General features: G+C 71.9%; 26 protein-coding genes, 1 pseudogene and 1 riboswitch. Of the genes and pseudogenes, 19 read left to right on the plus strand and 8 right to left on the minus strand.

Translation table 11 applies throughout. From position 1 onward, the window contains the following. Nucleotides 1-8: 8 nt before the first annotated feature. Complete coding sequence (locus ABEE00_RS19275) at nucleotides 9-338, minus strand: DUF427 domain-containing protein (protein ID WP_345746800.1); 330 nt, start codon at nucleotides 336-338, stop codon at nucleotides 9-11. 152 nt (nucleotides 339-490) lie between these two features. On the opposite strand from ABEE00_RS19275, the gene ABEE00_RS19280 reads away from it, so the two are divergent. The 13 genes and pseudogenes from ABEE00_RS19280 to ABEE00_RS19340 all read left to right on the plus strand — a co-directional run bounded on the left by ABEE00_RS19280 (nucleotide 491) and on the right by ABEE00_RS19340 (nucleotide 11,176). After that, nucleotides 491-1,486 carry an enoyl-CoA hydratase-related protein gene (locus ABEE00_RS19280; RefSeq protein WP_345746801.1) on the plus strand — a complete coding sequence of 332 codons (996 nt, stop codon included), beginning with the start codon at nucleotides 491-493 and terminating at the stop codon, nucleotides 1,484-1,486. A 105-nt stretch (nucleotides 1,487-1,591) separates the two neighbouring features. Beyond that, nucleotides 1,592-1,813 (plus strand): annotated as a pseudogene (locus ABEE00_RS19285) (AMP-binding protein); the annotation flags it as partial. 145 nt (nucleotides 1,814-1,958) lie between these two features. Continuing rightward, entirely contained in the window at nucleotides 1,959-3,095 is a 1,137-nt protein-coding gene (locus tag ABEE00_RS19290) for an AMP-binding protein (RefSeq protein WP_345746802.1), read from the plus strand. A 10-nt stretch (nucleotides 3,096-3,105) separates the two neighbouring features. Continuing rightward, nucleotides 3,106-3,594 (plus strand): glutathione peroxidase, encoded by a 489-nt coding sequence (locus ABEE00_RS19295; protein WP_345746803.1) that lies wholly within the window; start codon nucleotides 3,106-3,108, stop codon nucleotides 3,592-3,594. Nucleotides 3,595-3,810: 216 nt separating this feature from the next. Beyond that, entirely contained in the window at nucleotides 3,811-4,548 is a 738-nt protein-coding gene (locus ABEE00_RS19300) for a DUF6879 family protein (RefSeq protein ID WP_345746804.1), read from the plus strand. Next, nucleotides 4,545-5,387 (plus strand): helix-turn-helix domain-containing protein, encoded by an 843-nt coding sequence (locus ABEE00_RS19305; RefSeq protein WP_345746805.1) that lies wholly within the window; start codon nucleotides 4,545-4,547, stop codon nucleotides 5,385-5,387. The genes ABEE00_RS19300 and ABEE00_RS19305 overlap by 4 nt, the downstream gene beginning before the upstream one ends. Nucleotides 5,388-5,473: 86 nt before the next feature. Then, entirely contained in the window at nucleotides 5,474-5,902 is a 429-nt protein-coding gene (locus tag ABEE00_RS19310; protein ID WP_345746806.1) for a hypothetical protein, read from the plus strand. Beyond that, a complete protein-coding gene (locus ABEE00_RS19315) occupies nucleotides 5,899-6,348 on the plus strand; it encodes a hypothetical protein (protein ID WP_345746807.1) in 450 nt (149 codons plus the stop codon). Before ABEE00_RS19310 ends, ABEE00_RS19315 begins: the two co-directional genes overlap by 4 nt. Continuing rightward, nucleotides 6,345-6,623: a hypothetical protein gene (locus tag ABEE00_RS19320; RefSeq protein ID WP_345746808.1), complete on the plus strand. Its 279-nt coding sequence runs from the start codon at nucleotides 6,345-6,347 to the stop codon at nucleotides 6,621-6,623. Before ABEE00_RS19315 ends, ABEE00_RS19320 begins: the two co-directional genes overlap by 4 nt. Before the next feature lie 297 nt (nucleotides 6,624-6,920). Beyond that, nucleotides 6,921-8,291 carry an NAD(P)/FAD-dependent oxidoreductase gene (locus tag ABEE00_RS19325; RefSeq protein WP_345746809.1) on the plus strand — a complete coding sequence of 457 codons (1,371 nt, stop codon included), beginning with the start codon at nucleotides 6,921-6,923 and terminating at the stop codon, nucleotides 8,289-8,291. A 392-nt stretch (nucleotides 8,292-8,683) separates the two neighbouring features. After that, the gene (locus ABEE00_RS19330; protein ID WP_345746810.1) at nucleotides 8,684-9,883 is read left to right on the plus strand and encodes a beta-1,3-glucanase family protein; all 1,200 of its coding nucleotides are present in this window, start codon (nucleotides 8,684-8,686) and stop codon (nucleotides 9,881-9,883) included. 143 nt (nucleotides 9,884-10,026) lie between these two features. Beyond that, the gene (locus tag ABEE00_RS19335; protein WP_345746811.1) at nucleotides 10,027-10,389 is read left to right on the plus strand and encodes a DUF4180 domain-containing protein; all 363 of its coding nucleotides are present in this window, start codon (nucleotides 10,027-10,029) and stop codon (nucleotides 10,387-10,389) included. A 40-nt stretch (nucleotides 10,390-10,429) separates the two neighbouring features. Beyond that, nucleotides 10,430-11,176 (plus strand): oxygen-binding di-iron domain-containing protein, encoded by a 747-nt coding sequence (locus ABEE00_RS19340; protein WP_345746812.1) that lies wholly within the window; start codon nucleotides 10,430-10,432, stop codon nucleotides 11,174-11,176. 31 nt (nucleotides 11,177-11,207) lie between these two features. Here ABEE00_RS19340 and ABEE00_RS19345 read toward each other — a convergent pair whose 3' ends face one another. Beyond that, a complete protein-coding gene (locus tag ABEE00_RS19345) occupies nucleotides 11,208-11,609 on the minus strand; it encodes a nuclear transport factor 2 family protein (protein WP_345746813.1) in 402 nt (133 codons plus the stop codon). Between the two features lie 129 nt (nucleotides 11,610-11,738). Between ABEE00_RS19345 and ABEE00_RS19350 the strand changes: the two genes are divergently transcribed. Further along, a complete protein-coding gene (locus ABEE00_RS19350) occupies nucleotides 11,739-12,077 on the plus strand; it encodes an ArsR/SmtB family transcription factor (RefSeq protein ID WP_345746814.1) in 339 nt (112 codons plus the stop codon). On the opposite strand, the gene ABEE00_RS19355 is transcribed toward ABEE00_RS19350, so the two are convergent. Continuing rightward, the gene (locus ABEE00_RS19355; RefSeq protein WP_345747054.1) at nucleotides 12,074-12,919 is read right to left on the minus strand and encodes an SGNH/GDSL hydrolase family protein; all 846 of its coding nucleotides are present in this window, start codon (nucleotides 12,917-12,919) and stop codon (nucleotides 12,074-12,076) included. The genes ABEE00_RS19350 and ABEE00_RS19355 overlap by 4 nt on opposite strands. A gap of 200 nt (nucleotides 12,920-13,119) precedes the next feature. On the opposite strand from ABEE00_RS19355, the gene ABEE00_RS19360 reads away from it, so the two are divergent. Together ABEE00_RS19360 and ABEE00_RS19365 are read left to right on the plus strand one after the other, a co-directional pair. Continuing rightward, on the plus strand, nucleotides 13,120-13,620 hold the full coding sequence (locus ABEE00_RS19360; protein ID WP_345746815.1) for a hypothetical protein: 501 nt from the start codon (nucleotides 13,120-13,122) through the stop codon (nucleotides 13,618-13,620). A gap of 160 nt (nucleotides 13,621-13,780) precedes the next feature. After that, nucleotides 13,781-14,215 (plus strand): VOC family protein, encoded by a 435-nt coding sequence (locus ABEE00_RS19365; RefSeq protein ID WP_345746816.1) that lies wholly within the window; start codon nucleotides 13,781-13,783, stop codon nucleotides 14,213-14,215. 74 nt (nucleotides 14,216-14,289) lie between these two features. Here ABEE00_RS19365 and ABEE00_RS19370 read toward each other — a convergent pair whose 3' ends face one another. After that, nucleotides 14,290-15,819, minus strand: a complete 1,530-nt coding sequence (locus ABEE00_RS19370) for an amino acid permease (RefSeq protein ID WP_345746817.1) — start codon at nucleotides 15,817-15,819, stop codon at nucleotides 14,290-14,292. A 90-nt stretch (nucleotides 15,820-15,909) separates the two neighbouring features. Then, complete coding sequence (gene lysA, locus ABEE00_RS19375; protein WP_345746818.1) at nucleotides 15,910-17,355, minus strand: diaminopimelate decarboxylase; 1,446 nt, start codon at nucleotides 17,353-17,355, stop codon at nucleotides 15,910-15,912. 278 nt (nucleotides 17,356-17,633) lie between these two features. Between lysA and ABEE00_RS19380 the strand changes: the two genes are divergently transcribed. Next, nucleotides 17,634-19,232 carry a PucR family transcriptional regulator gene (locus ABEE00_RS19380; protein WP_345746819.1) on the plus strand — a complete coding sequence of 533 codons (1,599 nt, stop codon included), beginning with the start codon at nucleotides 17,634-17,636 and terminating at the stop codon, nucleotides 19,230-19,232. A 25-nt stretch (nucleotides 19,233-19,257) separates the two neighbouring features. Here ABEE00_RS19380 and ABEE00_RS19385 read toward each other — a convergent pair whose 3' ends face one another. Next, nucleotides 19,258-19,458, minus strand: coding sequence for a hypothetical protein (locus ABEE00_RS19385; RefSeq protein WP_345746820.1), 201 nt, complete (start codon nucleotides 19,456-19,458; stop codon nucleotides 19,258-19,260). A gap of 380 nt (nucleotides 19,459-19,838) precedes the next feature. Here ABEE00_RS19385 and ABEE00_RS19390 point away from each other — a divergent pair, with 380 nt between their 5' ends. Then, complete coding sequence (locus tag ABEE00_RS19390) at nucleotides 19,839-20,150, plus strand: hypothetical protein (protein WP_345746821.1); 312 nt, start codon at nucleotides 19,839-19,841, stop codon at nucleotides 20,148-20,150. Nucleotides 20,151-20,153: 3 nt separating this feature from the next. Here the strand turns inward: ABEE00_RS19390 and ABEE00_RS19395 are convergent, their stop codons facing one another. Together ABEE00_RS19395 and ABEE00_RS19400 are read right to left on the minus strand one after the other, a co-directional pair. Continuing rightward, nucleotides 20,154-22,136, minus strand: a complete 1,983-nt coding sequence (locus ABEE00_RS19395; protein ID WP_345746822.1) for a glycoside hydrolase family 84 protein — start codon at nucleotides 22,134-22,136, stop codon at nucleotides 20,154-20,156. A 235-nt stretch (nucleotides 22,137-22,371) separates the two neighbouring features. Then, nucleotides 22,372-23,142: a LysM peptidoglycan-binding domain-containing protein gene (locus ABEE00_RS19400; protein ID WP_345746823.1), complete on the minus strand. Its 771-nt coding sequence runs from the start codon at nucleotides 23,140-23,142 to the stop codon at nucleotides 22,372-22,374. A 4-nt stretch (nucleotides 23,143-23,146) separates the two neighbouring features. Then, nucleotides 23,147-23,306, minus strand: a riboswitch (cyclic di-AMP (ydaO/yuaA leader). 327 nt (nucleotides 23,307-23,633) lie between these two features. Here ABEE00_RS19400 and ABEE00_RS19405 point away from each other — a divergent pair. Next, nucleotides 23,634-24,242, plus strand: coding sequence for a GNAT family N-acetyltransferase (locus ABEE00_RS19405; protein ID WP_345746824.1), 609 nt, complete (start codon nucleotides 23,634-23,636; stop codon nucleotides 24,240-24,242). The last annotated feature ends 91 nt before the right edge of the window (nucleotides 24,243-24,333 follow it).

Genomic DNA, 24,333 nt, shown 5'->3' on the forward strand with positions numbered 1-24,333 from the left:
CGGGTGGCTCAGTCGACCTCGTAGAAGCACAAGTGGTCCTTGATCCGGGCCACCTGGGGCTTGGGGTCGGGGTAGGACCACACGAGGTCCTCGGTGTTGTCGCCCGTGCCGGTGTAGGACCAGTAGGAGGCCGTGCCCTTGAAGGGGCAGTACGTGTGGGTGTCGGTGGGGGTGAGGAGGTCGGTGCGGACGTCCTCCGGGGGGAGGTAGTAGCGCACCGGGTAGCCCGTCTCGTGCAGGAGCAGGGGCCGGCGGCTGTCGGCGAGCACCGTGCCGTCGCGGGTGACGCGGATGTGCTCGGTGCCCTCGCTGATCTCGATGTGGTGGCCCTCGGTCATGGGTGGCGCCCTCCTCGTGAGCCGTGCGTGCCTCCCTCCAGTGTCACAGCCGGAGCCGCGGGAGAAAGGTGTGCGCACCATTGGACGGCGGCCCGCGCGCTGTTACGTTATCGAGCGCTTGGTCAGATGCGACCTGCGGGAGTGCGCACACCATGAGCACCGAGACACCTGACACACCTGACACACCGGCCGGGACACCGGCCGAGGCGCCTGGCACGGAAGCACCCGGAACAAGAGCGCCCGGCACGCAATCGTCCGGCACGGAATCCCCGTACACGCAGCTCTCGTACGAGGTCGCCGACGGCATCGCCACCGTCACCCTCGACCGGCCCGAGCGGCTGAACGCCTTCACCGCCACCATGGCCCGCGAGCTCATCGCCGCCTTCGACGCGATCGACGCGGACGACGGCGTACGGGTGGCGGTGGTGACCGGCGCGGGGCGCGCGTTCTGCGCGGGCGCCGACCTGGAGGGCGGGGCCGGGACCTTCGACGCGGGGGCCGGCGGAGACGGACGGGCGGACGCGCGGGGCGGGATCGGCGGCGTGCCGCGGGACGGCGGCGGCACCGTCGCGCTGCGGATCGCGGCGAGCAGGAAGCCGGTGATCGCGGCGTTCAACGGTCCAGCGGTGGGCGTCGGCGCGACCATGACGCTGCCGATGGACATCAGGATCGCGGCGGAGTCCGCGAAGTTCGGCTTCGTGTTCACGCGGCGCGGGATCGTGCCGGAGGCGGCGTCGAGCTGGTTCCTCCCCCGCGTGGTGGGGATCTCGCAGGCCATGGAGTGGGCCGCGACGGGCCGGGTCTTCGGCGCCACGGAGGCGCACCGCGGCGGACTGGTCTCGCGGGTGGTGCCGGACGGCGAGGTGCTGGACGCCGCGTACGGGATCGCGCGCGAGATCACCGAGAACACCTCGGCCGTCTCGGTCGCCGTGACCCGGCGGTTGATGTGGGGCATGCTCGGCGCCGCCTCGCCCTGGGAGGCGCATCTGCACGACTCGCGCGCCATGTTCGCGCTGGGCCAGGGCGCGGACGCCGCCGAGGGCGTGACCGCGTTCCTGGAGAAGCGGCCGCCCCGGTTCCCGCTGCGGGTCGGCGAGGACATGCCGGAGGACGTGCCCGACTGGCCGCGCAGACCGGACGACTGCTGACCCGGGCCCAGCAGGACCGCAACCCCCGCCCCGCCCCCGTACCAAGGAGCGCAGGTGTACCCAGGCGCGTACGCGGAAGCCCACCCGGAGCGGCCGGCGGTCGTGATGGCCGGGACCGGCGAAACGGTGACGTACCGTCAACTGGAGGACGGATCCCGCAGGTTGGCGCGCCTGCTGCACGCGCACGGACTGCGCCCCGGCGACCACATCGCGCTGCTCACCGACAACCACCCGCGCCACTTCGAGGTCTACTGGGCCGCCATGCGCTCAGGACTGCACCTCACGCCGGTCAACTGGCACCTGTCGGCGGAGGAGGCCGCGTACATCGTGGACGACTGCGGCGCCTCCGCGCTCGTCGTCTCGGCCGCGGGCGTCGGCGGGCTCGCCGAGGAGATCGTCGAACGGACCCCGCGTACGGCTGCGCCTGGCCTTCGGCGGCGCGCTCGCGGGACACCTGCCGTACGAGGAGGCCGTGGCCGGACACCCCGCCGAGCCGCTGCCGCACCAGCCGCGCGGCGCCGACATGCTCTACTCCTCCGGAACGACCGGGCGCCCCAAGGGAGTCCAGGCGCCGCTGCCCGAGCGCGAGGTGCACGAGCCGGGCGACACGATGACCGCGGTGTACGGGGCGCGGTACGGCCTCGGCGAGGACACCGTCTACCTCAGCCCCGCGCCGCTCTACCATGCGGCGCCGCTGCGCTTCACCGGCCTGGTCCACGCGCTCGGCGGCACGGTCGTGGTGATGGAGCGCTTCGACGCGGAGGAGGCGCTCCGGGCGCTGGAGCGCTACCGGGTGACGCACAGTCAGTGGGTGCCGACGATGTTCGTACGGATGCTCAAGCTGGAGCCCGAGGTGCGGGAGCGGTACGACCTGAGCGCGCTGCGGGTGGCGATCCACGCGGCGGCGCCGTGCCCCGTGGCGGTGAAGCGGGCCATGATCGAGTGGTGGGGGCCGGTGCTGGAGGAGTACTACGCGGCCACCGAGGGCAATGGCGTCACCATGATCGGCAGCGCGGAGTGGCTGGCGAAGCCGGGTTCGGTGGGCCGCTCGGGGGCGCTCGGCGAGGTGCACGTCTGCGGCCCCGACGGCGCCGAACTCCCGCCGGGGGAGACCGGAACGGTCTACTTCGCGCGGGACGAGATGCCCTTCGCGTACCACAACGCGCCGGAGAAGACGGCCCGTTCGCAGCACCCCGCGCACCGCACCTGGACCACCCTCGGCGACATCGGCCACCTCGACGAGGACGGCTACCTCTTCCTCACCGACCGGCAGGACTTCACCGTCATCTCCGGCGGGGTCAACATCTACCCCCAGGAGATCGAGGACTGCCTCGCGCTCCACCCCGACGTCCTGGACGCGGCCGTGATCGGGGTGCCCGACGCGGAGATGGGCGAGGCGGTCACGGCCGTCGTGGAACCCGCGCCGCACGCCACCCCGGGGCCCGAGCTCGCCGCCCGGCTCCTCGGCCACGTACGCGAGCACATCGCCGGCTACAAGGTGCCGCGGTCGCTGGACTTCACCCGCGCGCTGCCCCGTACGCCGACGGGGAAGCTGCTCAAGCGGCGGCTGAAGGAGTGCTATGCGGGTGAGCCGGCCGGGGATCGTTAGCATCGCGGGCATGAGCATCTACGACACCCCGATCGGCGCCCTCAAGGGCGGGGACGCGGACCTCGGCCAGTACAGGGACCAGGCGGTCCTCATCGTGAACGTGGCCTCGCAGTGCGGGCTCACGCCGCAGTACACCGCGCTGGAGGAGCTGCAGAAGGAGTACGCGGGGCGCGGGTTCACCGTGCTGGGCGTGCCCTGCAACCAGTTCGGCGGCCAGGAGCCGGGTTCGGCGGAGGAGATCGCCGCCTTCTGCTCCGGCACCTACGGCGTGAGCTTCCCGATGACCGAGAAGATCGAGGTCAACGGCGAGGGCAGGCACCCCCTCTACCAGCAGCTCACCGAGGTCCCCGACGCCTCGGGCCACAGCGGCGACATCCGCTGGAACTTCGAGAAGTTCCTCGTGGCCCCCGGCGGCGAGATCACCGCCCGCTTCCACCCCCAGACGGAGCCGTCGGCGAAGGAGGTCAGGGGGGCGATCGAGAAGGCGCTGAGCGTCTGATCGCGTAACGGTCTACCGGCTTGCCCATCCCCGGGAACCGACAGCGGAGCGGCCCGCTCCGGCCATGCGCCGGGGCGGGCCGCCGCCGTTGTTTCATGGAGCAGTTGCGCAGAGGGAGATTCAACGACGCTGCTCGTGCAATCTGCCGCAATCGACAGGCGGCCGACTGCTGAACGGCCCATGCTGGCGTCTCAACGTGCAGGAACGGAGGAGTACGTGACTCTTAGGTTCATCGGCACCACGAGCGGCGACGGCGACTGTCCGACACTGTACGAGGTGGAAGAGACGGGCGACGTCGTCGTCCAGGGCGAGCGCCTCACCAACCCGGAAGACCTTGCCCGGCTTCGCGACGTGAAAAATTCGGAGACGTTCGTCGTGGTACCGCGCGAACTGCTCACGCGTTTCGCGCCCAGGAGTGACGTGCCAGACCTGATCCCCTTCACCGACGCGGCCCACCTCTTCGAGGAGTTCGAGCACACGGCGTGGCGGCTGGAGACGCGGCGCGGATACGCCTCAGACCGCAACAGCCCGCATTGGGAGAGGTTTTGGGCGGGCGAGGACACCACTTACGAGCTCAACCCCTGGCGCGAGAATGTAAAGGCCCAGACTGCGCAGGGCAAACGGTTCGAGCGGGTGCGGATCGTGGACGACCCGCCAAGCGAAGGGCAACGCTTCCTCTTCGCCCGGGGCCTCGGCAATGTGGCCGCAGGCGAAGACATCCGCAACCTGAATCGGTCTGAGGCCGAACGGCTCGCCCTCCCCGACTATGACTTCTGGCTGTTCGACTCCCGCGTCCTCATGAAGCTGGAGATCGACGACGAGGACACCACCCTCGGCGTCCGTCTCATCCGCGACCCCGAGGCCGTACTCGCGGCCTGCCAGGCACGGGATGCGGCCTGGCACCACGCCGTCCGTACCGAGGAGTTCCAGAGGCAGGTACGTTCCACTGCGTGAGCACCGATTTCCAGAACGCCCGGGCCAACCTCGGCGTGCGACTGCGAGAGCTGCGTAGTGAGGCCGGATTCGACGGCAAGGGCCTCGCTGCCCGTCTGGGGTGGCAGCCCTCCAAGGTCTCCCGGTTGGAGACCGGCAAGCAGACGCCCTCGGCCCAGGAGCTGGAAGCCTGGGCCGAGGCGGTCGGGAACAAGGGCGTTGCGGCTGAGCTGAAAGGTCGCCTCGCAGGTCTGGAGTCTCACTACCGCTCTTGGAAACGGCAGTTGGCCGGCGGGCATCGCGCACGGCAGGAGCTCGCCATCGCGGAGACCAAGAGCACCCGCACGATCCGGGGGCTGGAGACCGTCCACATCCCTGGTCTGTTCCAAACCGCCGACTACGCACGCCATCTCTTCCAGCGCAACGCCGAATTCCGGCAGGTGTCGCGCGATGTCGAGGACGCCGTCCGCACCCGAATCAAACGACAGCAGAGCCTCTACGAGCCCGGCCGCTCCTTCCGGTTCCTGATCTGGGAGGGAGCGTTGTACGTCCTCACCTGTCCCCGATCGGTCATGGCGTCCCAGCTGGACCGGCTCATCAGCCTCATCGGACTGGACACAGCCGAGCTGGGGATTGTGCCGTTCAGCGCCGAGTTGCGTCGGGCGCCCAACCATGGGTTCTGGATCTACGATCGCCGACTCGTCATCGTCGAAACGATCAACACCGAGATGTGGCTCGATGACGAGGACAACATCGCGCTCTACGAACGCGCTTGGGACTGGATCGCTGAGGCCGCGGTGTACGGACACCAAGCACACCGTCTGATCGCCCGCGCACGCGTCGCACTGAACCTCGCATAAGCAACCAGCACGAAGCATCGTCCCTGCATTCGCAATAGGCCGCAATCGGCGCGCGGCACGGTCGGCAGCCCTCCTACGTTTCCGGCATGGAAACCTCAACACCCCAGCCCAAGGCGGGTATTCGGCCCGCGTGGCTGCCTCCGGAGAACCAGTACGGCGCGGTCGAAGCCGGGACGTGGTGGGACGTCGTCGTGATCGACGGCGATCTCGGCGATCAGGTCGCGGTCTGTCTCGTGGACGCTACGGGCAGCGCGTGCGGGCCGATCGCCGCTACCCGGGACACGCGCCGTTGGTACTTCCTCGTCCCCGCCGGCACCGCTGAGAACTGGCAGGAAACCGGGACCGAGGCCGTCGGCCGCGGCCACAGCTTCGGGCTGCCGGGAAGTCTGGACGGGGCCATGTGGCCGGTGCGGTGGGTGGTCCCGCCCCGGATGTGCGTGCGCCCGCCGCTGGTGGATGCGGGGGCGCTGCGCGAAGCGCTGGCCGCGGCCCGCCCCGTACGCGGTGTCTCGTGAACGCCGACGCCTCCGCGGGGGCCATCTGGCTCGCCGGCTTCACCGGTGACCCGGGGTCCGCCTTCGTACGGTGGCAGCGCGGGGAACTGGCCCGCATCCCCTCCGGCCGCGGCTGGCTCGTAGCCGAGGCACCGCTCATGCACAGCATCCGGGCCATGGGGCGGCTGTCCCCGTCCGGGAAGCTGGGCCCGGTGCTCGGCCACGCCGAGGCCGACCGCGCCTGGTGGCTGCTGCCGCTGGACGCCGAGCACCATCTCGCCCACCTGGCCGGGCAGCTCACCGTGCACACACCCGGCTGGCCGCTGCCCTGCCCCTCCCCGGACCGTTACGCACACGGCCGAGGCTGGCTCGAAAAACCGGAGGGGAACGGCACGTTGACGGCCCCCGCCGCGCTCCGGTCCGCCCTCGGGAACGTCGGCGCCCTCCCCGCGGAGGCAGGCGGATGAACGCCACATCGGACAGCCCCCGCTACTCCCTCGGCCCCTGCGCCGACTGCAACGCCTACGGCCCCGAGGTCATCCTCATCCGCGCCGTGGCGTGCGGCTCCGGCCCCGACCGGCACCTGTTCGCCTGTCCCGACCACGCACCCACGTACATCTCCCGCACCCAAGACATCGCCTGGCTCGCCCGCCGCCGCGCCGCGGAAACCGGCGAAAGCACCAACCAGGCCCGCCAGGCCCTCGAACGAACGGCCCGCAGAGAGCCCCGGCCCCCGAAGTGACCCCCGTTCCGGCGACGACCCCGAGGCGGCCGGGACGGGACGCCTGCCTCAGGGCTCGGGCAGAGCGGCATCAGGTCGAGGTGTCCCGGCAGCCCTCGGACGGGCAGTACCTCACAGGCAGCACCGGCCCCTCCCCGTACTGACCGCCGTTCCCGTCACGACGCCCGAGGGAGCCGGGACGGGATGCCCGCTTCACATCCCGCGCAGAGCGCCACCAGGCCGGCGCATACCGTCCCGCGCCATGTGGGGAGGCAGCCGGTATCGTCCGCCCGACCCCGACCCCGCCCGGGAGGCCCCATGCCGCTCAACGGTCACGTTTCCTTCTGGCATCAGCAAGTGGGGCATCCGTCGCGGCGTGCGCCGCTCGACGGCGGGATGGCGTGCGATGTGTGCGTGGTCGGCGCGGGGCTTACGGGGTTGTGGGCCGCGTACTACCTCAAGCAGGCCGAGCCCTCGCTGCGGATCGCGGTCGTGGAGCGGGAGTTCGCCGGGTTCGGGGCCTCCGGGCGGAACGGCGGGTGGCTCAGCGCCAAGCTGCCAGTGGCCCCCGCGCGTATCGCGCGTGAGCACGGTACGGACGCCGTACGACGCATGCAGCGAGCCCTCGAGGACACCGTCGACGAAGCGCTCGAGGTCACGCGCAGCGAGGGCATCCACTGCGACGCGGTCAAGAGCGGCTGCCTCACCGTCGCCCACCGCCCCGCACATCTGCCCAGGCTGCGCGCCGCGCACGACCACGCAGCGCACTGGGGAGCGCGCGACACGCGCTGGCTGGACGCCGCGGAACTCGGCGAACGGCTGCGCCTCGACGGCGCGCTGGCCGCCCACTTCGACCCGCACTGCGCGCGCGTACAGCCCGCGCGACTGGTACGGGGCCTGGCCGCGACCGTCGAGGCGCTCGGCGTGCGGATCTTCGAGTCCACGCCGGTCACGGAGCTCGCGGCGGGCCGCGCCGTGACCCCATTCGGCACCGTGCGCGCACGCCATGTGCTGCGCGCCACCGAGGGGTTCACCAGCGACCTGCCGGGGGAGCGGCGCACCTGGCTCCCGATGAACTCCTCCATGATCGTCACAGCGCCGCTGCCGGAGGAAGTGTGGGAGCGCATCGGCTGGAGCGGGCAGGAACTGCTCGGTGACATCGCGCACGCCTTCACGTACGGGCAGCGCACGGCGGACGGGCGGATCGCCGTGGGCGGTCGCGGAGCCCCGTACCGCTTCGGCTCGCACACCGACCGCTCGGGCCGCACCGCCTGGCGCACCGTACGCGCGCTGCGCGACATCGTGCACCGCTTCTTCCCCGACACCGCGCGCGTCCCGGTCGAACACGCCTGGTCAGGCGTGCTGGCCGTGCCCCGCGACTGGTGCGCATCCGTGCACTACGACCCGCGCAGCGGCCTCGGCTCGGCCGGCGGCTACTCGGGACACGGCGTCTCCGCCACCAACCTCGCCGGCCGCACCCTGCGCGACCTGGTACTGGAGCGGGACTCCGAACTGACCGCGCTGCCCTGGGTCGGCCACCGCACCCGCGCCTGGGAACCGGAACCCGCGCGCTGGCTGGGCGTGCACGGCATGTACGCCGCCTACCGCGCGGCCGACCGCGCCGAGAACGGCCGCCGGGTCACGACATCGCCGCTGGCCCGCTTCGCCGACCGCATCTCTGGTCGCTGAACTCCCTTCGTACGGAGAAGTGCCGCCGCACCGCCCACCGCCCCCCCCGCCCGCCGCCCTGTGCGCGAACCCACGCCCGCATTCCGGTCCCCCCACACCGCTCTCCGACCGCTCACTCCTCCAAGAGATGAACGCAGAAAAATTGGTCAACTCGCGTGACCAGCGCGGACGTTGAGGTGGTACGCGAAGAAGTGACGGAGGGGTTGTCAGGAGGGTGTGGGTGTCCCAGGATGCCCAGTGCCCGCTTGACATCGATGTCAGGGCTCTTCAGAGCGGCCGTCGACGAGAGCGGCGCAGTGCGCTGGAGGAGGCGTGCCCTCCTTCCGGCAGTGACACCCCCGCACAGTCCACCCCCACAGTGCGAAAGCACAGGACGCCGAAGGAAGTTCACGATGATCTCTCGTAGAGGCCTGGTGCGCGGTGCCGCCGCGGCAGCCGTCGCCGTTCCCGCCGCCAGTCTGCTCGCCTCGCACGCGGACGGCGCCGCCTCCCGTACGGGCGTAGGCCCCCGCTCGCCGAGGAGGGGAGCGGCGGCCGGGCTGCCGCTCCAGATCGTCAACAAGACCGGCTCGCACAAGAACTCCTCGATCTGGGTCTACATCGTCGGCAACGACGGAAAGCAGCAGGTCAGGGTCACGCCCGAGGGCGAGCTCAAGCCGGTGGCCGAGGGCGACAACGGGCCCGGCGGCTTCACCGACTACGCGATCCCGCTGTCCGGCAGCGGGGACACCACGCTCCAGCTCCCCGAGATGTCGGGGCGCATCTACTTCGCGCTGGGCGAGAAGCTCAAGTTCAAGGCCGTTAAGGACGGCAAGGGCGGCGCCGCGCTGGCCTACCCCGCGGCCTGGGTGAAGTCCGACCCCAACTTCAATGTGCTGCACGACTGCGCCGAGTTCACGTACAAGGGCGGCGCGATGTACTGCAACACCACCATGGTCGACATGTTCAGCGTGCCGCTGTCGATACACCTGGCGGGCGACAAGGACCAGACGACCGGCACGCTCAAGGCGGGCGCGCGGAAGAAGATCTTCGAGGAGATCGGCAAGGCCGAGGGCTTCGAGAAGCTGGTCATCGACGACAAGCGCATCATCGCGCCCGGTCACGGGCTCGGTGAGAAGCTGTTCGCCGACGACTACTTCGCGCCGTACATCGACAAGGTGTGGGAGATGTACGCGGGCAAGGACCTGAAGGTCACCACCAACGCCGGGACCTTCACCGGCCGGGTCAGCGGCGACACGCTCTCCTTCACGGGGCCGGGCAAGGTCTCCTTCAAGAAGCCCTCCACCAAGGACGTGCTGTTCTGCGACGGCACGCTGGCCGCGCCGAACGACGGCGTGACCGGCCCCGTCGCCGCCATCCTGGGCGCGGCCTTCAACCGCACGACCCTCACCGCCTCGGCCGACCAGCCGACCAAGGACCCCAAGGGCTTCTACGGCGGCGACCTCGCGCACCACTACGCGCGGGTGATGCACGAGAACACCGAGGACGGCAAGGCGTACGGCTTCGCCTTCGACGACGTGGGCGGCTTCGCCTCGTACATCGAGGACGGCGGCGCGAAGAAGCTGACGCTCACGCTGACCCCGATGGAGTGAGGCACGCGGGCTGACGCCGACGGGCCCCCGGGATGCGGGAGTTGACCGCACTCGGGGGCCCGTTGCGGTCGTGGGCGCACAAGTGCGGGATGGCCCGGCGGAATTCGCTCGCCTGCGCGGACGCGCCCGGCTAGCCTCCGCGCATGACCGGTTTGCAGACGATCCACGACGTACCCGTCCTGATGTGCGCGCCCGAGGGCGAGCCCCTGCGCGGTGAGCAGGACGCCCTGGACTGCATCGGCGACGCGGGGTACCAGGGGGCACGGTGGGTCGTCGTCCCGGCCGGGCGCTTCGACGAGGCGTTCTTCCGGCTGGAGACCGGGGTGGCCGGCGCGATGGTGCAGAAGTTCGTCCAGTACGGCGTCGGGCTCGTGGTCCTCGGTGACATCTCCGGCCATACTCGGGCCAGTTCGGCGCTGCGTGACCTGGTGCGCGAGTGCAATCGCGGGCGCCAGACGTGGTTCCTCGGCGACATGGGGGAACTGGAGGAGCGCCTCAAGCGCTAGCCGCGGCCCCGCGCGGGCGGCCGCGCGGAGGGGGAGGGGCATGGAGACGCGTACCGACGAGATCGCCGACGGGATCCACCGCCTGTCGACGTACGTGGAGCCGCCGGGCATGGTGTTCAACCAGTTCCTGGTGGTCGCGGAGGAGCCGCTGCTCTTCCACCTCGGCATGCGCGCGCTGTTCCCGCAGGTCTCGGCCGCGGTGGGGCGCATCGTCCCGCTGTCCCGGCTGCGCTGGGCCACCTTCGGGCACCTGGAGGCCGACGAGTGCGGCTCCATGAACCAGTGGCTGGCCGCCGCGCCGCACGCCCGTGTCGCACACGGCGGGCTCGGATGCGCGGTCTCGGTCGACGACCTGGCCGACAGGGCCCCGCGTCCGCTGGCCGACGGCGAGGTGCTCGACCTGGGCGGCAGGCGGGTGCGCAGGATCGAGACACCCCATGTGCCGCACGGCTGGGACGCGGGGCTGCTGTACGAGGAGGAGACCGGGACGCTGCTGTGCGGCGACCTGTTCACCGCCACGGGCGGCGGCCCCGCGCTGACCGGCGGCGACATCGTGGGGCCCGCGCTGGCCGCGGAGGACGGCTTCGGCGCCACCTGCCTGACCCCCGCGACCGCGCCCACCATCCGCCGCCTGGCCGAACTGCGGCCCGCCACCCTGGGGCTGATGCACGGCCCCTCGTACACCGGGGACTGCGCCCGTGCGCTGGACGACCTGGCCGGCGCCTACGCGCACCGCCTGGAGGCCGAGGGCGCGCGGCTCGCCGGGCCGGGGCTGCCGGGCGCGTGAGGCGGGGCCGGGTCCGGGGCGCCGGGGCGGATCAGACGAAGAAGGCGTTCATCCCCGCGACGTCCGAGAGGTACGTCTCGATGCGGGCGATCTTCCCGTTCCGCAGCGTGCACACCGTGGACAGGTGCTCGTCCAGCACGGCGTCCTCGCGGCGCGCGGTGTTGTGCAGGGAGAGCGCCATGTTCTCCGGGCTCACGAGGATGTGCAGGAGCTTGAAGTCCAGGCCGTAGCCCGCGATCTTCTGGGCGCGCTCCACGATGCCGTCGGCGCCCTCCGCCGTACCGGAGACGGTGTTGCTGCCCGGCAGCGACCAGGTGGCGTCGTCGTGGAGCAGGGAGCGGATGCCGTCCCAGTCGGCGACGGACAGCGCGGCGTGGAACCGCCGCCCGATCTCGTACTTCTCGTCGTCGGTGAGGGCAGGGGTGACGGACATGGGCGCGCCTCTCTCGGTACGGACACCGGTGGGCCGGTGGCTCGGCAGGAATAGTTCGACTGTACGCGAACACTCGAACTATAGCGAACGGCCTGCGAGGGAGCGCGGGGTGCTTTGTAGAATCGAGCCATGCCCTCCGCCCTCGTCCACCCGACGCGAGAACAGCTCCGCATGGCGCGCGTGTTGGAGGCGCTGGCCAACCCCGTACGCCTGCGGGTGGTCCGTGCGCTCTCCGAGGCGGGCGAGCTGACCTGCGGGGAGATCCTGCCGGACCTGTCCAAGTCGACGGCCAGCCACCACTGGAAGGTGCTGCGCGAGTGCGGCGTGGTGGAGCAGCGCAGGGAGGGCCGCCACCTGCACATGTGGCTGCGCCGCGACGACCTGGACGGCCGCTTCCCCGGCCTGCTCGACGCGGTGCTCGACGGCATCGAGGGTGAGCCGGATGAGGACGCGGACCAGGTCGTCTAGGCGCTCTCTGAGTCCCGCCGCGAGGGGCGGAGCGGGAGCAGGTCGGGGCGCTTGGGCTCGACGCCGTCGCCGGAGGACTCGCCGCGCAGCCGGCGCCCGATCCACGGTACGAGGTATTCGCGGGCCCACTGGATGTTCTCCTTGCGCGCCTCGGCCGGGGTCCGGTGCTCCGGGGGCAGTTGCGAAGCGGCCTCGGCCCCGTACTCGCCTGCGGCGTCCAGTCCCAGCACCTCGGCGCAGCGCTCGGCGACCCTGGTGTGCCCGAGCGCGGACAGGTGCAGCCGGTCCTCGCTCCAGGCGCGCCGCTCCTGCACCGCGCGCAGCGACCACAGGTCGAGCACCGGGCAGCCGTGCCGGTCGGCGACCGCCCGCAGATGCGCGTTGTACGTGGCGATCTTGCCGCGCAGGTGGCGGAGCACGGGCATGCCGCGGGTGTCGAAGCCGGTGCACACCACCACGGTGCCGACGGTCTCCCTGAGCCGGGCGAGCGCGTTCTCGTACTGCTCGGCCAGCGCGTCCGGGTCGCTGCCCGGGCGCAGGATGTCGTTGCCGCCGGCGCAGAAGGTCGCCAGGTCGGGGGCGAGCTCGGCGGCGCGCGGCACCTGCTCGTCGATGATCCGGTCCAGCAGCCTGCCCCGTACGGCGAGGTTGGCGTACCGGAATCCCTCCGCCGGGCCCTGCTCGGCCAGCATCACCGCGAGCCGGTCGGCCCAGCCGACGAAGGTGCCGTCGGGGCCCGGGTCGCCGACGCCCTCGGTGAAGCTGTCGCCCAGGGCCGCGTACGACGCGAAGGGGCCCGCGGCGGGCGGTGCCGCCGCTCCCGGGCGCGATTCGGTCGGTATCGATTCGGTCGGTATCGATTCGCCTGTCACGGTGCATATTTCATCAAGCCGCTTCGGGGGAGCGCGAGGCGGGTCAGGTGTATGAACCATGTACGCACCTTACGGTTCCGTAGGTTCGCGCCCTCCGCGGTCTTCGGAGGGGTCTTCGGAGGGCGGTGCGCGCGGCGCGCGTGGCACCGTTGCAGTGGGAGGCGGGGCCGATGAGCGAGCGTGACCGTGACGGTGGTGCCGGGCGTGGCGGCGGGCGTGAGGGCGGCTTCGCCGCCGACTTCGGCGAGGGGTGCGAGGGCGCGGCCGACCCCGCGCGCAGGGCGGGGGCGGTGCGCTCGGCCTGGGCGGGCACCGTGGAGATCCGCAGGATGCTGGCGCCCAGCCCGACCGAGCCCGCGCCCTGGGAGCGGGAGCGCCCGGTGCGCGCCGTGGCCATCGCGCTGGAGGCCGCGGGCGTGACCCCCTCCGCCGTGGACGCCGAGGGCCGCCGCGTCCGTACCGGCTACCGGGTCGCCGAGGGCGGCCCCGAGGACGAGGACCCGGTGCGCGTGGAGTGGGCGGGCCCGCAGGGGAGCGGCGTGCGCGAGGAGGCGGCGGACCGACTCCGCGCGTGCATACCGCTGTTGAGGGAGCGCGGCTGGGACGCGCTGCTCTATTACGGTCCTGGCAAGCGCCCGTACCTGGGTGTGCGGGCGGGGCCCGGACGCTGACCGGGCTGTCCGCGTACGCCGTCGGGGCGGGGCGGCGGTGGTGCGCGGGGCGTAGCGGGGACGGTGCCGTACGGGGGTGGCAGGAGCGGGCGCGTGACGCGAGGCTGAGGAGGCCGCCGGAGTGCGGCGGTGTTCTCCCCCGCCGACCAAGGGAGTCCGCATGGAAATGACCCTGGAAGTCATCCCGGTGCCCGTCTCCGACATCGACAGGTCGCTCGCCTTCTACCGCGACAAGGTCGGCTTCCATGTCGACGTGGACACCGAGGTGCTGCCCGGCTCCCGGGTCGTGCAGCTCACGCCGCCCGGGTCCGGCTGCTCGATCGCGCTCACCAGCGGGCTGCCCAGCCCCACGGGAACGCCCGAACCCGGCACGTACCACGGCCTCCAGCTGATCGTGACGGACATCAAGGAGGCGCTGTCCGAGCTGACCGGGCGGGGCCTTGAGGTGTCCGGGCCCGTCGAGTACGCACCGCAGGACGGCGGTACCTTCCTGCACTTCACCGACCCGGACGGCAACGGCTGGGCGGTCCAGGAGTACCGGCAGCGCGCGGCCAAGCCCCTGCACGTGCTGCTGAGCGAGCAGCGCGGCGGCTGAGGCGGCGGCCGGGGACACACGCGCGGACGGCCCCCGCGAAGCCGGACGCGGGGGCCGTCCCTCATACCGGTCGCTCAGCCGGCGCCCGCAGCGCCGGAGTCGGCCCCCTCGCGCTCCAGTCGCGAGTGCCGCATCCCGTACGCGAAGTAGACGACCACGCCGACCACGAGCCACAGGGCGAAGGCGATCCACGTGCTGCCGCCGAGGAAGGCCATCGCGTACACGCACAGCACGAAGCCGAGCAGCGGCGTGAGCGGCGAGAGCGGCACCCGGAATCCGCGGCTGAGCCCGGGGCGGGTGCGCCGCAGCACGATGACGGCCAGGTTGACCAGCGCGAACGCGAAGAGGGTGCCGATGCTGGTGGCGTCGGTGAGCTCGCCGAGCGGGACGAAGGCCGACAGGGCGCCGACCGCGATCGACACGATGACCGTGTTGGCGCCGGGCACCGAGGTGCGCGGGTTGACCCGGCTGAAGATGCGCGGCATGAGCCCGTCGCGGGACATCGCGTACAGCACGCGGGTCTGCCCGTACAGCGTGGCCAGCACCACGCTGACGATGGAGACCACGGCGCCGAGGGAGAGCAGGGTCGCCCACACCGGCTGGCTGCTCGCCTTGTGCAGGATCGCGGTGAGCGTGGCCTGGTCGCCCTGGACGGTCTGCCACGGAACGGCGCCCATCGCGGCGAGCGCGACCAGGCAGTAGATGACGGTGACGATGCCCAGCGACAGGATGATGGCCAGCGGCAGGTCGCGGCGCGGGTTGCGGGCCTCCTCGCCGGCCGTCGAGGCGGTGTCGAAGCCGACGTAGCTGAAGAACACCTGCGAGGCGCCCGCGCTCACCCCGGCGATCCCGAGCGGCATGAAGGGGTGCAGGTTGCCCGCGCGGATCGCGGTGAAGGCGACGGCGCAGAACATCAGCAGCGTGACGATCTTGAGCGCCACCATGGCGTTGTTCCACTTCGCGCTCTCCCGCGCCCCGCGCAGCAGCAGGAAGGCGGCGAACATCACCAGCACGGCCGACGGCAGGTTGAACACCCCGCCGTCGCCCGGCGGCTGGCTGAGCGCGTCGGGGATGCGTATGCCCACGACGTCGCCGAGCAGCTCGTTGAGGTACTGGCCCCAGCCGACCGCCACGGCCGAGACCGCCACCCCGTACTCCAGCAGCAGACACCAGCCGCACACCCAGGCCGCGCCCTCGCCCAGGGCCGCGTAGGCGTAGGAGTAGGAGGAGCCCGACACCGGGACGCTGCCCGCGAGTTCGGCGTAGGAGAGCGCGGAGAAGAGGGCGACCAGCGCGGCCACCACGAAGGAGAGCGCGACGGCGGGACCGGCCTTCGGCACCGCGTCGTTGAGGACGACGAAGATGCCGGTGCCGAGCGTGGAGCCGACGCTGAGCATGGTGAGTTGCATGAGGTTGAGCGAGCGGCGCAGGCCCACCCCGCCGACGCCGTCGTCGCCGCTGCGGGCCGACTCGGCCAGCAGGGCTTCCACGGGCTTGCGGCGCAGCAGGGGCGAGCGCGGCCCCTCGGGCCCGCGGGGCGCCGGGCCCTCGGGTGGAGCGGTGGAGGGGGAGGCGGAGCCCTCCGGGTGCGGCACTTGTGTCACGGTCAACTCCGTGTCAGGGAATGAGGGTTGAAGTGTGGGGGGTGGGTCCGTTCGCCGGCCTATGTGCTCACCGTCGGCGGGTGTGCCCGCTCACCACCAGCGCACATCGCGCCGCAGCAGATCATCGTGGGTCTCCCGGCGTACCGCCAGACGCGCCTCGCCGTCCCGGCAGAGCACGACGGGCGGGCGGCAGGCGCCGTTGTAGTTGCTGGCGACCGAGTACGAGTAGGCGCCGGTCACGGGCACGGCGATCAGGTCGCCCGGGCGCGGGTCGCGCAGCGGCACCCCGGAGACGATCTTGTCGCCCGACTCGCAGTGCCTGCCCACCAGTTCGCACGTCTCGCCGCCGCCCACGCGATTGGTGACGGTGGCCTCGAAGCGCTGCTGGTACACCACGGGTTCGAGGTTGTCGCCCATGCCGCCGTCCACGGCGACGAAGGTGCGCGCGCCGCGCTTGACGGTCACCACGCGGTAGAGGGTGAGGGCGGCGTCGGCCACCATGGAGCGGCCCGGTTCGATCAGCAGCCGCGCGTCTGCGGGCAGATGGCGGCGCGCCGCCTCGGTGACCGCGTCCAGATAGGCGTCCAGCGTGGGCGGGTGCTCCTCGTACGTGTAGCGCACGCCGAGTCCGCCGCCGAGGTCGTACACCGCGAACTCGCCCAGCTCCGTGACCGCCTCGACGGCCCGCGCGAAGGGCTCGGTGCTCAGCACCTGCGAGCCCACGTGCACATGGACGCCGTCCAGCCGCAGCCGGTCGCTGCCCCGCAGCCGCGCGATGGCCTCCCGCGCCTGCTCCATGGGCAGCCCGAACTTGGAGTCGTGCTGCCCCGTGGCCACCGCCTCGTGGGTGCCGGGGTGAACGCCGGGGATCACGCGGACCAGGACGCCCTGGCCGTTGGCGGGGGCCTCGCAGGAGGGATCCAGCTCCGCGTCCCGTACCGCCGCCTCCAGCCTGTCGATGTCGTCGAAGTTGTCCACGACCACCGTGCCCACGCCGGCGCGCACCGCCATGGCGATCTCCGCCGGGGTCTTCGCGTTGCCGTGCAGCACCAGGGTCGCCGGGTCGGCGCCCGCCGCGAGCGCCGCGGCCATCTCGCCGCCGCCCGCCACGTCGATCGACAGGCCCTCCTCCGCCGCGATGCGGCACATCGCGGTGCACGGGAACGCCTTGGAGGCGAAGGCCACATCGGACAGCGGCCAGCGCGAGCGCAGCCCGTCCAGGTAGGCCCTGGCGCGTTCGCGCAGCGCCGCCTCGTCCACGATCAGGGCCGGGGTGCCGTACGCGGTGGCCAGCTCCTCCGCGCGCAGGCCCGCGATCAGCAGCTCGCCGTCGGTGTCGAGGGTGCGGCTGTTCGCGGGGAAGAGGCCGAGCAGTTCGTCGCGCTGACCGGGTCGTTCGTCGTGCTGGACGGTCAGTCCGTCGCGCTCACCGGTCAGTTCGTCGCGCCGGGCGGCCCCCGTCGTGTCGTCCTGTGCGGTTCCCGGGTGTCCGGCGTCGCCGCCGTGCGCGGCGCCGCCGCTGCCGGTTTCCAGCATGAAGTCCTCCCAGCCGTACGGGGTCCCGGCGAGGCTCGCGGCCTGCCCGGATTCGAGCGGGCCCCATGCTCCGGACCACCCGTCTCCCGGTCCCGGGAAGATCGAACTAAGGTGTGCCGATGACTTTGGCCGATCGGACAACGACAGCCGGGGCACTGCCCGTCGCGCACACGCTGGATGTGGGCGTGGCGCCTGTTTCCTCCGCGATATCCCCGCAGTCCGCGACATCCTTGCCGTCCGCCGCGCCCGTTCCGTCCTCCGGTGTCACCCTGCGCACCGTGGTCGAGGCGGCCGGCAGCGGGGCGGTCTCCGTGCTGGCGGCGCCGTGCGGCCTCGACGTGCCGGTACGCGCCACCGTGCTGCACGACTGCGCCGAGGAACTGCCCTACCCGGACGGCGAGGGCACGGTCCTGCTGCTGGTCGGCGCGGGCGCCAACGACGCGCGGATGCCGTCGCTCGTGCGGTCCGCCGCGCGCGGAGGCTACTGCGCCGTGGTGCTCAAGGCGCGCGGCGGCGATCCCGCGCCGCTGCTCGCCGAGGCCGCGGCGTACGGCACGGCTGTGCTGGCGGCCGCCGAGACGGCGCCCTGGCGCGAGCTGGACGCGGTGTTCGCCTCCGCGCTCGGCGCCGACGGCCTCGGCGGCCTGGTGGCGGCCACCGATCCGCGCGACGAACTCTTCGGCATCGCCAACGCGCTGGCCACCGTCGTGGGCGGCTCGGTCGCCATCGAGGACCTGGGCCAGCGCGTGCTGGCCTACTCCTCCATACCCGGGCAGCGCATCGACGAGCTGCGCGAACGCGGCATCCTCGAACGCCAGGTGCCGGACGGGCTGCAACAGCCCGCGCAGTACCGCGCGGTGCTCGCGGCGGGCGGTCCCGTGCGCTTCCCCGCCGCGGGCGACGAGCTCCCGCGCATCGCCGTCGCCGTGCGCGCGGGCCCGCGGCCGCTGGGCACCATCTGGGCGATACAGGGCCCCGAGGGGACGGGGCCCGAGGGCGAGCAGGCGCTCCTGGAGGGGGCGCGGTCCGCCGCCGGGCACTTGCTGAACGCCAACGACTCCGAGGACCGGTCCCGCCGCCGCTGCACCCAGACCCTGCGGGCCCTTCTCGACGGCCGCCCCGTCGCCGACGCGGCGCGCCGTCTCGGCCTCGCGCCCGGCACCGGCGCCGTGCTCACCGGCTTCGCCTTCACCGGGCCCGAGGCTCCGGGGCCCTTCCTCACGCGGCAGTTGGGGACCGTGGTGCGCCAGTGGTTCGCCGCCTTCCATCCCCGTGCGACGGTCGCCGCCGCCGGTACGCGGGTGTACGCGCTGGTGCCCGGCGAGGACACCGGCACGGCCCGGCGGCTCGCGAACGGGGCGCTGCGCGGGGTGTGCCGCGTCTTCGACGAGCGGGTGCGCGCGGCGGTCAGCGCACCCGTACGGGACACCGGGGAGATCGCGGCCCAGCGGCAGGAGGCGGACGAGATCCTGCGGGCGCTCGCGGAGCAGGAGAGCGGGGCGCATCCCGGGACGGCGCTCGGTGGGCTGCCCGGTCCCCGCGAACTCCCCGACGTCGCCGGTGTCGAGGACGTGCACGGCACGCTCGTGCTGGACCGGCTCGCGCAGGTGCTGGCGCGCGATCCGCGGCTGCGGCACCCGGGCGTCGACCGGATGCTGGCGTACGACGCCGAGCACCGCACCGATTACGCGGCGACCGTGCTGGCCTGGTTCGACGCGGTCGGCGACATCGCCTCGGCCGCCCGCCGCCTGCACCTCCACCCCAACACGGTCCGCTACCGCCTCCGCCGCGCCGCCGAACGATTCGACTTGGACCTGACCGACCCCGACACGCGCTTGTCCACGTGGCTCCAGCTCCGGTTGCCGGGGACGGGGTGAGGGAGCGGCACGGCCGACACGGGGATCACGGCCACCACCATGTGTCCGGATCCGACTCCGGGTTCGGCTCGGGCATCGGCGCGGGTTCTGCCTCCCGTCTGCGCTCCTCGGTCCAGTACGAGGAGGCGGAGCCCGGCCGCTCATCGTCGGCCGACCCGCCCTCGCCGCGGGCGGCACCGCCGTCGTCCGCCGGCACCAGAACGGCCGACACCCCCGCGACGGCCACCGCGCCGAGCACACCCCAGCCGACGCCCCGCCCCCATTTCGCATTCCTTCTTCCGGGTCACCCCGCTGAGACGCGGAACACCGCCATCGCGTTCCCCTCCCCGGCACCGCCCGGGAGCCATTGTCAAATGCGACAGAAAAAGGGCGCATCAGTAAGCTCGCTCCGAGGCGGCCGTTGACCAGGGCCGCCGGGAAACAGGGGGATGTCGCATGTCTCGGTGCTCTGTGCCGCTGGAGTGCGTTCGACCCGCGGCCGGCGAGTGTCGTCTGCGAGGTCGTATGAGGTGGCGTGCTGCGGCGGGAATTCTCGGTGCGGTGGTCGTGCTTGCGGGGTGCGGCTCGGGGAATTCGGATGGCTCGGACAACGCCTCTTCCGTTCCCGTGAGTTCGCTCGTCGGGCGGTCCGTCGCGCAGGTGCAGCCGGAACTCCCGGAGAATTCCTCGATGGTCTCGTACGACATGTCCAAGCCCCTCACGGGCGCGAAGCCGAGTTACCACCTGGACGGCACGGTGGACGACAACGTCTGGGTCGTCGTGGCGACTTGCGCGAACACCCGGACCATCGAGGACGGCACCGATCTGAAGATCGGCGTGGTCAAGACGGACGCCTATTCCGGAAAGTTGCGGGAGCGCGCGCAGAAGCATGCTTTTGACCACTACATCCCGGACTGCGCCCGGGGACACACGCGCTAGTCGCTAGCCGTGCTCCTGCTCGATCCGCACCTTGGCGAGGAAGTCCCCGATGAACGGATCGCCGAGCAGCACCGGGCCCAGCCGGTGGTGTTCCGCCGGATCGACCATGATCTTCGAGGCGGCGGTGGCGTCCTTGTCCATCGCCGCCCGCTCCCCGGCGGCCCGCTCTCCGTCGCCGTCCTGGAGCGCCGCGAGCGTACGCACCCCGTGCTGCATCGCCGTACCCCACAACTCCGTGGCCTGGAGCCACCGTTCGGAGTCGGCGAGGAAGCGCGGGTCGGTGCCGCCCTTGCGGAGGATGCCGGGGGTGCGCGCGATGGAGTCGGCCACCGGGCGCACCTGGCGCAGCGCCGCGGCCGGATCGCTCCTGTAGCGTTCCCAGAAGGGCGCCAACTTGCTGTTAAGTACCGGACTTTGCGGCTGCCACGGCCGATCGCCGAATGTCGGGGCCAGATGGTTGAGGTCCACGAAGACGCGTACCGCCCGTGCCGTACGCGCGTCGCCCCCCGCGAGGTAGCGGGCCGCCTGCGCGGCGGAGCGCTCACGGTCGTAGCCGCGGTCGTTCCACGCGAAGTCGTTCATGGTGAAGACGGCCGACTTGCTGGCGCCCGCCTGGCTCATCGGATTCGAGACCAGCCCGCTGACCTGCGATGACAGTCCCGGCTCGCGCTTGTCGTACGGGGCGAGCAGCAGCCGCCCCGTGGTCTGCGCGAAGTCGTTGACGGGATAGTTGTCCCAGACGAAGACTTTGCGCCCGAACAGTTCCGAGGCGCGCTCGGCCTGCGCCTTGGTGATCTCCGGCGGCACCACGTCGGTGCCCGTCCACATCACCTCGACGTCCTTGTCGAGCGACGTGCGCAGCGTCTTCTTGTACGCCGTCTCCTTCAGGTCCCCGTACTCGGTCGGCACCGTCTGCAGCGGCCGCGTGCCAGGCAGCGGCGCGAGGACGTCACGCTGCACCTCGTTCAGCAGGCTCACCTGCGCCTTCGCCGCGGCCTCGCGCCCGGGAGCGCCGAACTTCTTCTCGTCTCCCGCGCAGTTCCACTTCGTGTAGCTGATGTCGTCGAGCGGTATGGAGAAGGAGCGCACGCCGATGTCGTACAGCGAACGCAGCTTGGCCTTCAGCGCCTTGAGGTCGTCCGGGTCGGAGTAGCAGATCGAGTTGCCGGGGGAGACGGCGAAGGTGAACCGCACGTGGTTCGCACGTGCGCGGTCGACGAGTTCGCGCAGCTCGGAGAGGGTTTTCGCGGGGTAGGGCTCGCGCCACTTCTCGCGGTGGTAGGGGTCGTCCTTCGGCGCGTAGACGTAGGTGTTGGCCTTGGTGTCGCCGAGGAAGTCCATGTGGTCCAGGCGCTCGGCCGCCGTCCAGGGCTTGCCGTAGAAGCCCTCGATGCTGCCGCGCAGCGGCATCGCGGGACGGTCGGCGACCGCGACGCCGGGGAGCGCCGACTTCTTTGCTCCCGCGATGAGTTGGCGCAGGGTCTGCACCGCGTAGAACTGCCCCGCGCCGTCACGCCCGCCCAGCGCGACGGTGCCGCGCGCGTCGACGCGCAGCCCGTACGACTCGGCGCGGTCGGGTACGGCGGTCCCGCGCAGGGCCCGCGCGATGTCGGGCCGCCGGGCCGCGCCGAGCAGGAGGTTCACCCGTCCCGGCGCGGCGGCACGGGCCTCTTCGACGCGTACGCCGCTGCCGCGCAGCACCGTGGTGAGCAGCCGCTGCGCGGCCGGATCGGTGTCCTTGCCGGTCACGACCCGGATCTTGTGCGGGAGGGGGAGGCCGGGCCCCGTACGGCTGAGCTGCTGCGGCGTGGGCGAAACGACCGGCAGCGGACGGGGATCGGCGTGCTGACCGGCGGGCCGCTGGTCAGAGGCGCGGTGCTCGGCGGGTTGACGGTCGGCGGCGGGCCGGTCCGAGGCGAGCGCGGGCGGGGCGGCGGCCAGGAGGGCGAGGGAGAGGAGCGCGGCGGGAGTTCTGGCGGCGGACAAACTGCCTCCACAAGAGAACCGGCAATCGGACACAAAGCCCAAAGCTCAGACTCCGACCCCTCCACAACCCCGTCAACCCCAGGGGTCCCGCACGGCACGAAAGTCCAAGAGCGGGGGAGGGAAGTGCAAGCGGGCCGGCCGGGGTGTGGGTCGCGGCGTGGCCCGGGTCTGCACGCAGCGCTGTGTCCGGTGGCCGTGCGGCCACCGGACACAGCAGGGTGCGGGACCGAACCCCTCAGTACGCCCCCGACACGTTGTCGATCGACCCGTACTGCTTCGCCGCGTAATTGCATGCCGCGGTGATGTTGGCGACCGGGTCGAAGGGGTCCTGGGACGTTCCCGGGACGTGGTTGGCGGCGAAAGTGGGGGCGATCACCTGGAGGAGGCCCTGGGATGGCGTGCCGGCTGCGGCGTTGGAGTCGTAGCCGTTCGTGGCGCGCGGGTCGCCGCCGGACTCCCTCATGATGTTGCGGTGAATTCCCTCGTAGCTGCCGGGAATTCCGTGCTGCTTCATGATGTCGAGGGATTCCCTGATCCACCCGTCGAGGTTGTCGGAGTACGCACTCTGCTGCGCATTCGCGCTTCCCTGCGGCGACGGCGCGGGGCCGGAACTCCGGGACTCTCCGCCCGAGTTCGCCCCTCCCGAGTTCGCTCCGACCGTCAGCTTCGTGCCCGGAAGGATCATCGAGGGATCGGCGCCCACGGCGTCCCGGTTCTCCTCGTAGAGCTTCTTCCAGCCGCCGTCGACGGAGAACCTTTCCGCGATCTTGTGGAGGGAATCCCCGGGAGCCACCGAATAGGTCTGGGAGGCGCTGGAGCCGTCGCCCGAGTTCGAGGCGCCGGTCCGCTCCGCCGCCGCGGGCTTTTCGGCGGGCGCGGCGTGGGCGGCGCCCGCTCCGACCGCGGGCAGAACGAGGGCGGCGCCCCCTGTGTTCACGGCGACAAACCCCTTGTGCAGGCGACGGGAAGCGGACTTCGGACGGCGGTGCTTGCCTTGAGCGGCCATGGTGCTTTCCTCTCCGGTGACGCCTGCGGGGTGAGCTGTCGGGTTCGGGCTGGAGAGGCCCGGCCGCTGCGTGCTGTGCGGCTTCACCCCGAGCCGTTCCGGAATTCCGCAACGGCGGCCTGCGCGGTTCCCCCGCTCCTGCCGAAAGTGCACGGGTGTGTTGTCCGGACGGCGGCAGGATTCGGCGCTCCGCCCGGGGGTCGAGCCGAACGTAGGCAGGAAAGGCGACCCCGAACAACCCCCGTATTCCTTTCCGGGATTCCCTGCCGGAGAAGAAGGGGAATGCTGGACGGTGCGTCAACTCATCGCCCGGGATAGGGAAATGGGCCCGGACTCACCCCGAGGAAAGATCCATCCGCGCGGAAAAGGTGACGCGAATCACTGCCGTCGACCGCAACCGTCACCCGAAAAGGGAAATCCTGGAAATTCGGAACTTTTCTCGGCGCCGCAAACCGGTTGCCAACGCGCTCCGCAGCCCCAAGTATCGGCCCATGCACACCCCTTGGGAGACCGAGCGGCTGCTCATGTGCCCGCTCACCCCGGACGATCTGGACCGCCTGACCGAGCTCGACGCCGACCCGGCCGTGATGCGCTACCTCAACGGCGGCAGGCCCACACCCCGCGAGACCCTGCGTACCCAGGACCTCCCGCGCATGCTCCGCCGCCACCCCGGCCTGGGTGCAGGACCGGGCACGGTGGGCTACTGGGCGGCGCGGGAGCGGGCCACGCGGGAGTTCCTCGGCTGGTTCGAGTTCCGCCCGCTGTGGGAGGCGGAGCCGTACGAGGTCGAGCTCGGCTACCGGCTGCGCCGCGCCGTCTGGGGCCGCGGCTACGCGACCGAGGGCGCCCGCGCCCTGCTCCGCAGGGGCTTCACCGAGCTCGGCGTCCGGCGGGTGACGGCCCACACGATGACCGTCAACACCGCCTCGCGCCGGGTCATGGAAAAGGCCGGCCTGCGCTTCGTGCGCACCAGCTTCGGCGACTGGCCCGACCCGATCGAGGGCTCTGAGCAGGGCGATGTCGAGTACGCGATGACCCGCGCCGAATGGGAGGCGAGGGAGGCGAGGGAGAGGCGCAGGGCGGGCCTCCGCAACGGCTGAGCCCGCCCCTCCACGGGCGCTCCTCCACGTACGCCCGTTCCGCGTACGCCACCTCCACGTACGCCCCCTTCACGTACCCCGTACGGCTGAC

Source organism: Streptomyces odontomachicola (assembly GCF_039605595.1).
Taxonomy (GTDB): domain Bacteria; phylum Actinomycetota; class Actinomycetes; order Streptomycetales; family Streptomycetaceae; genus Streptomyces.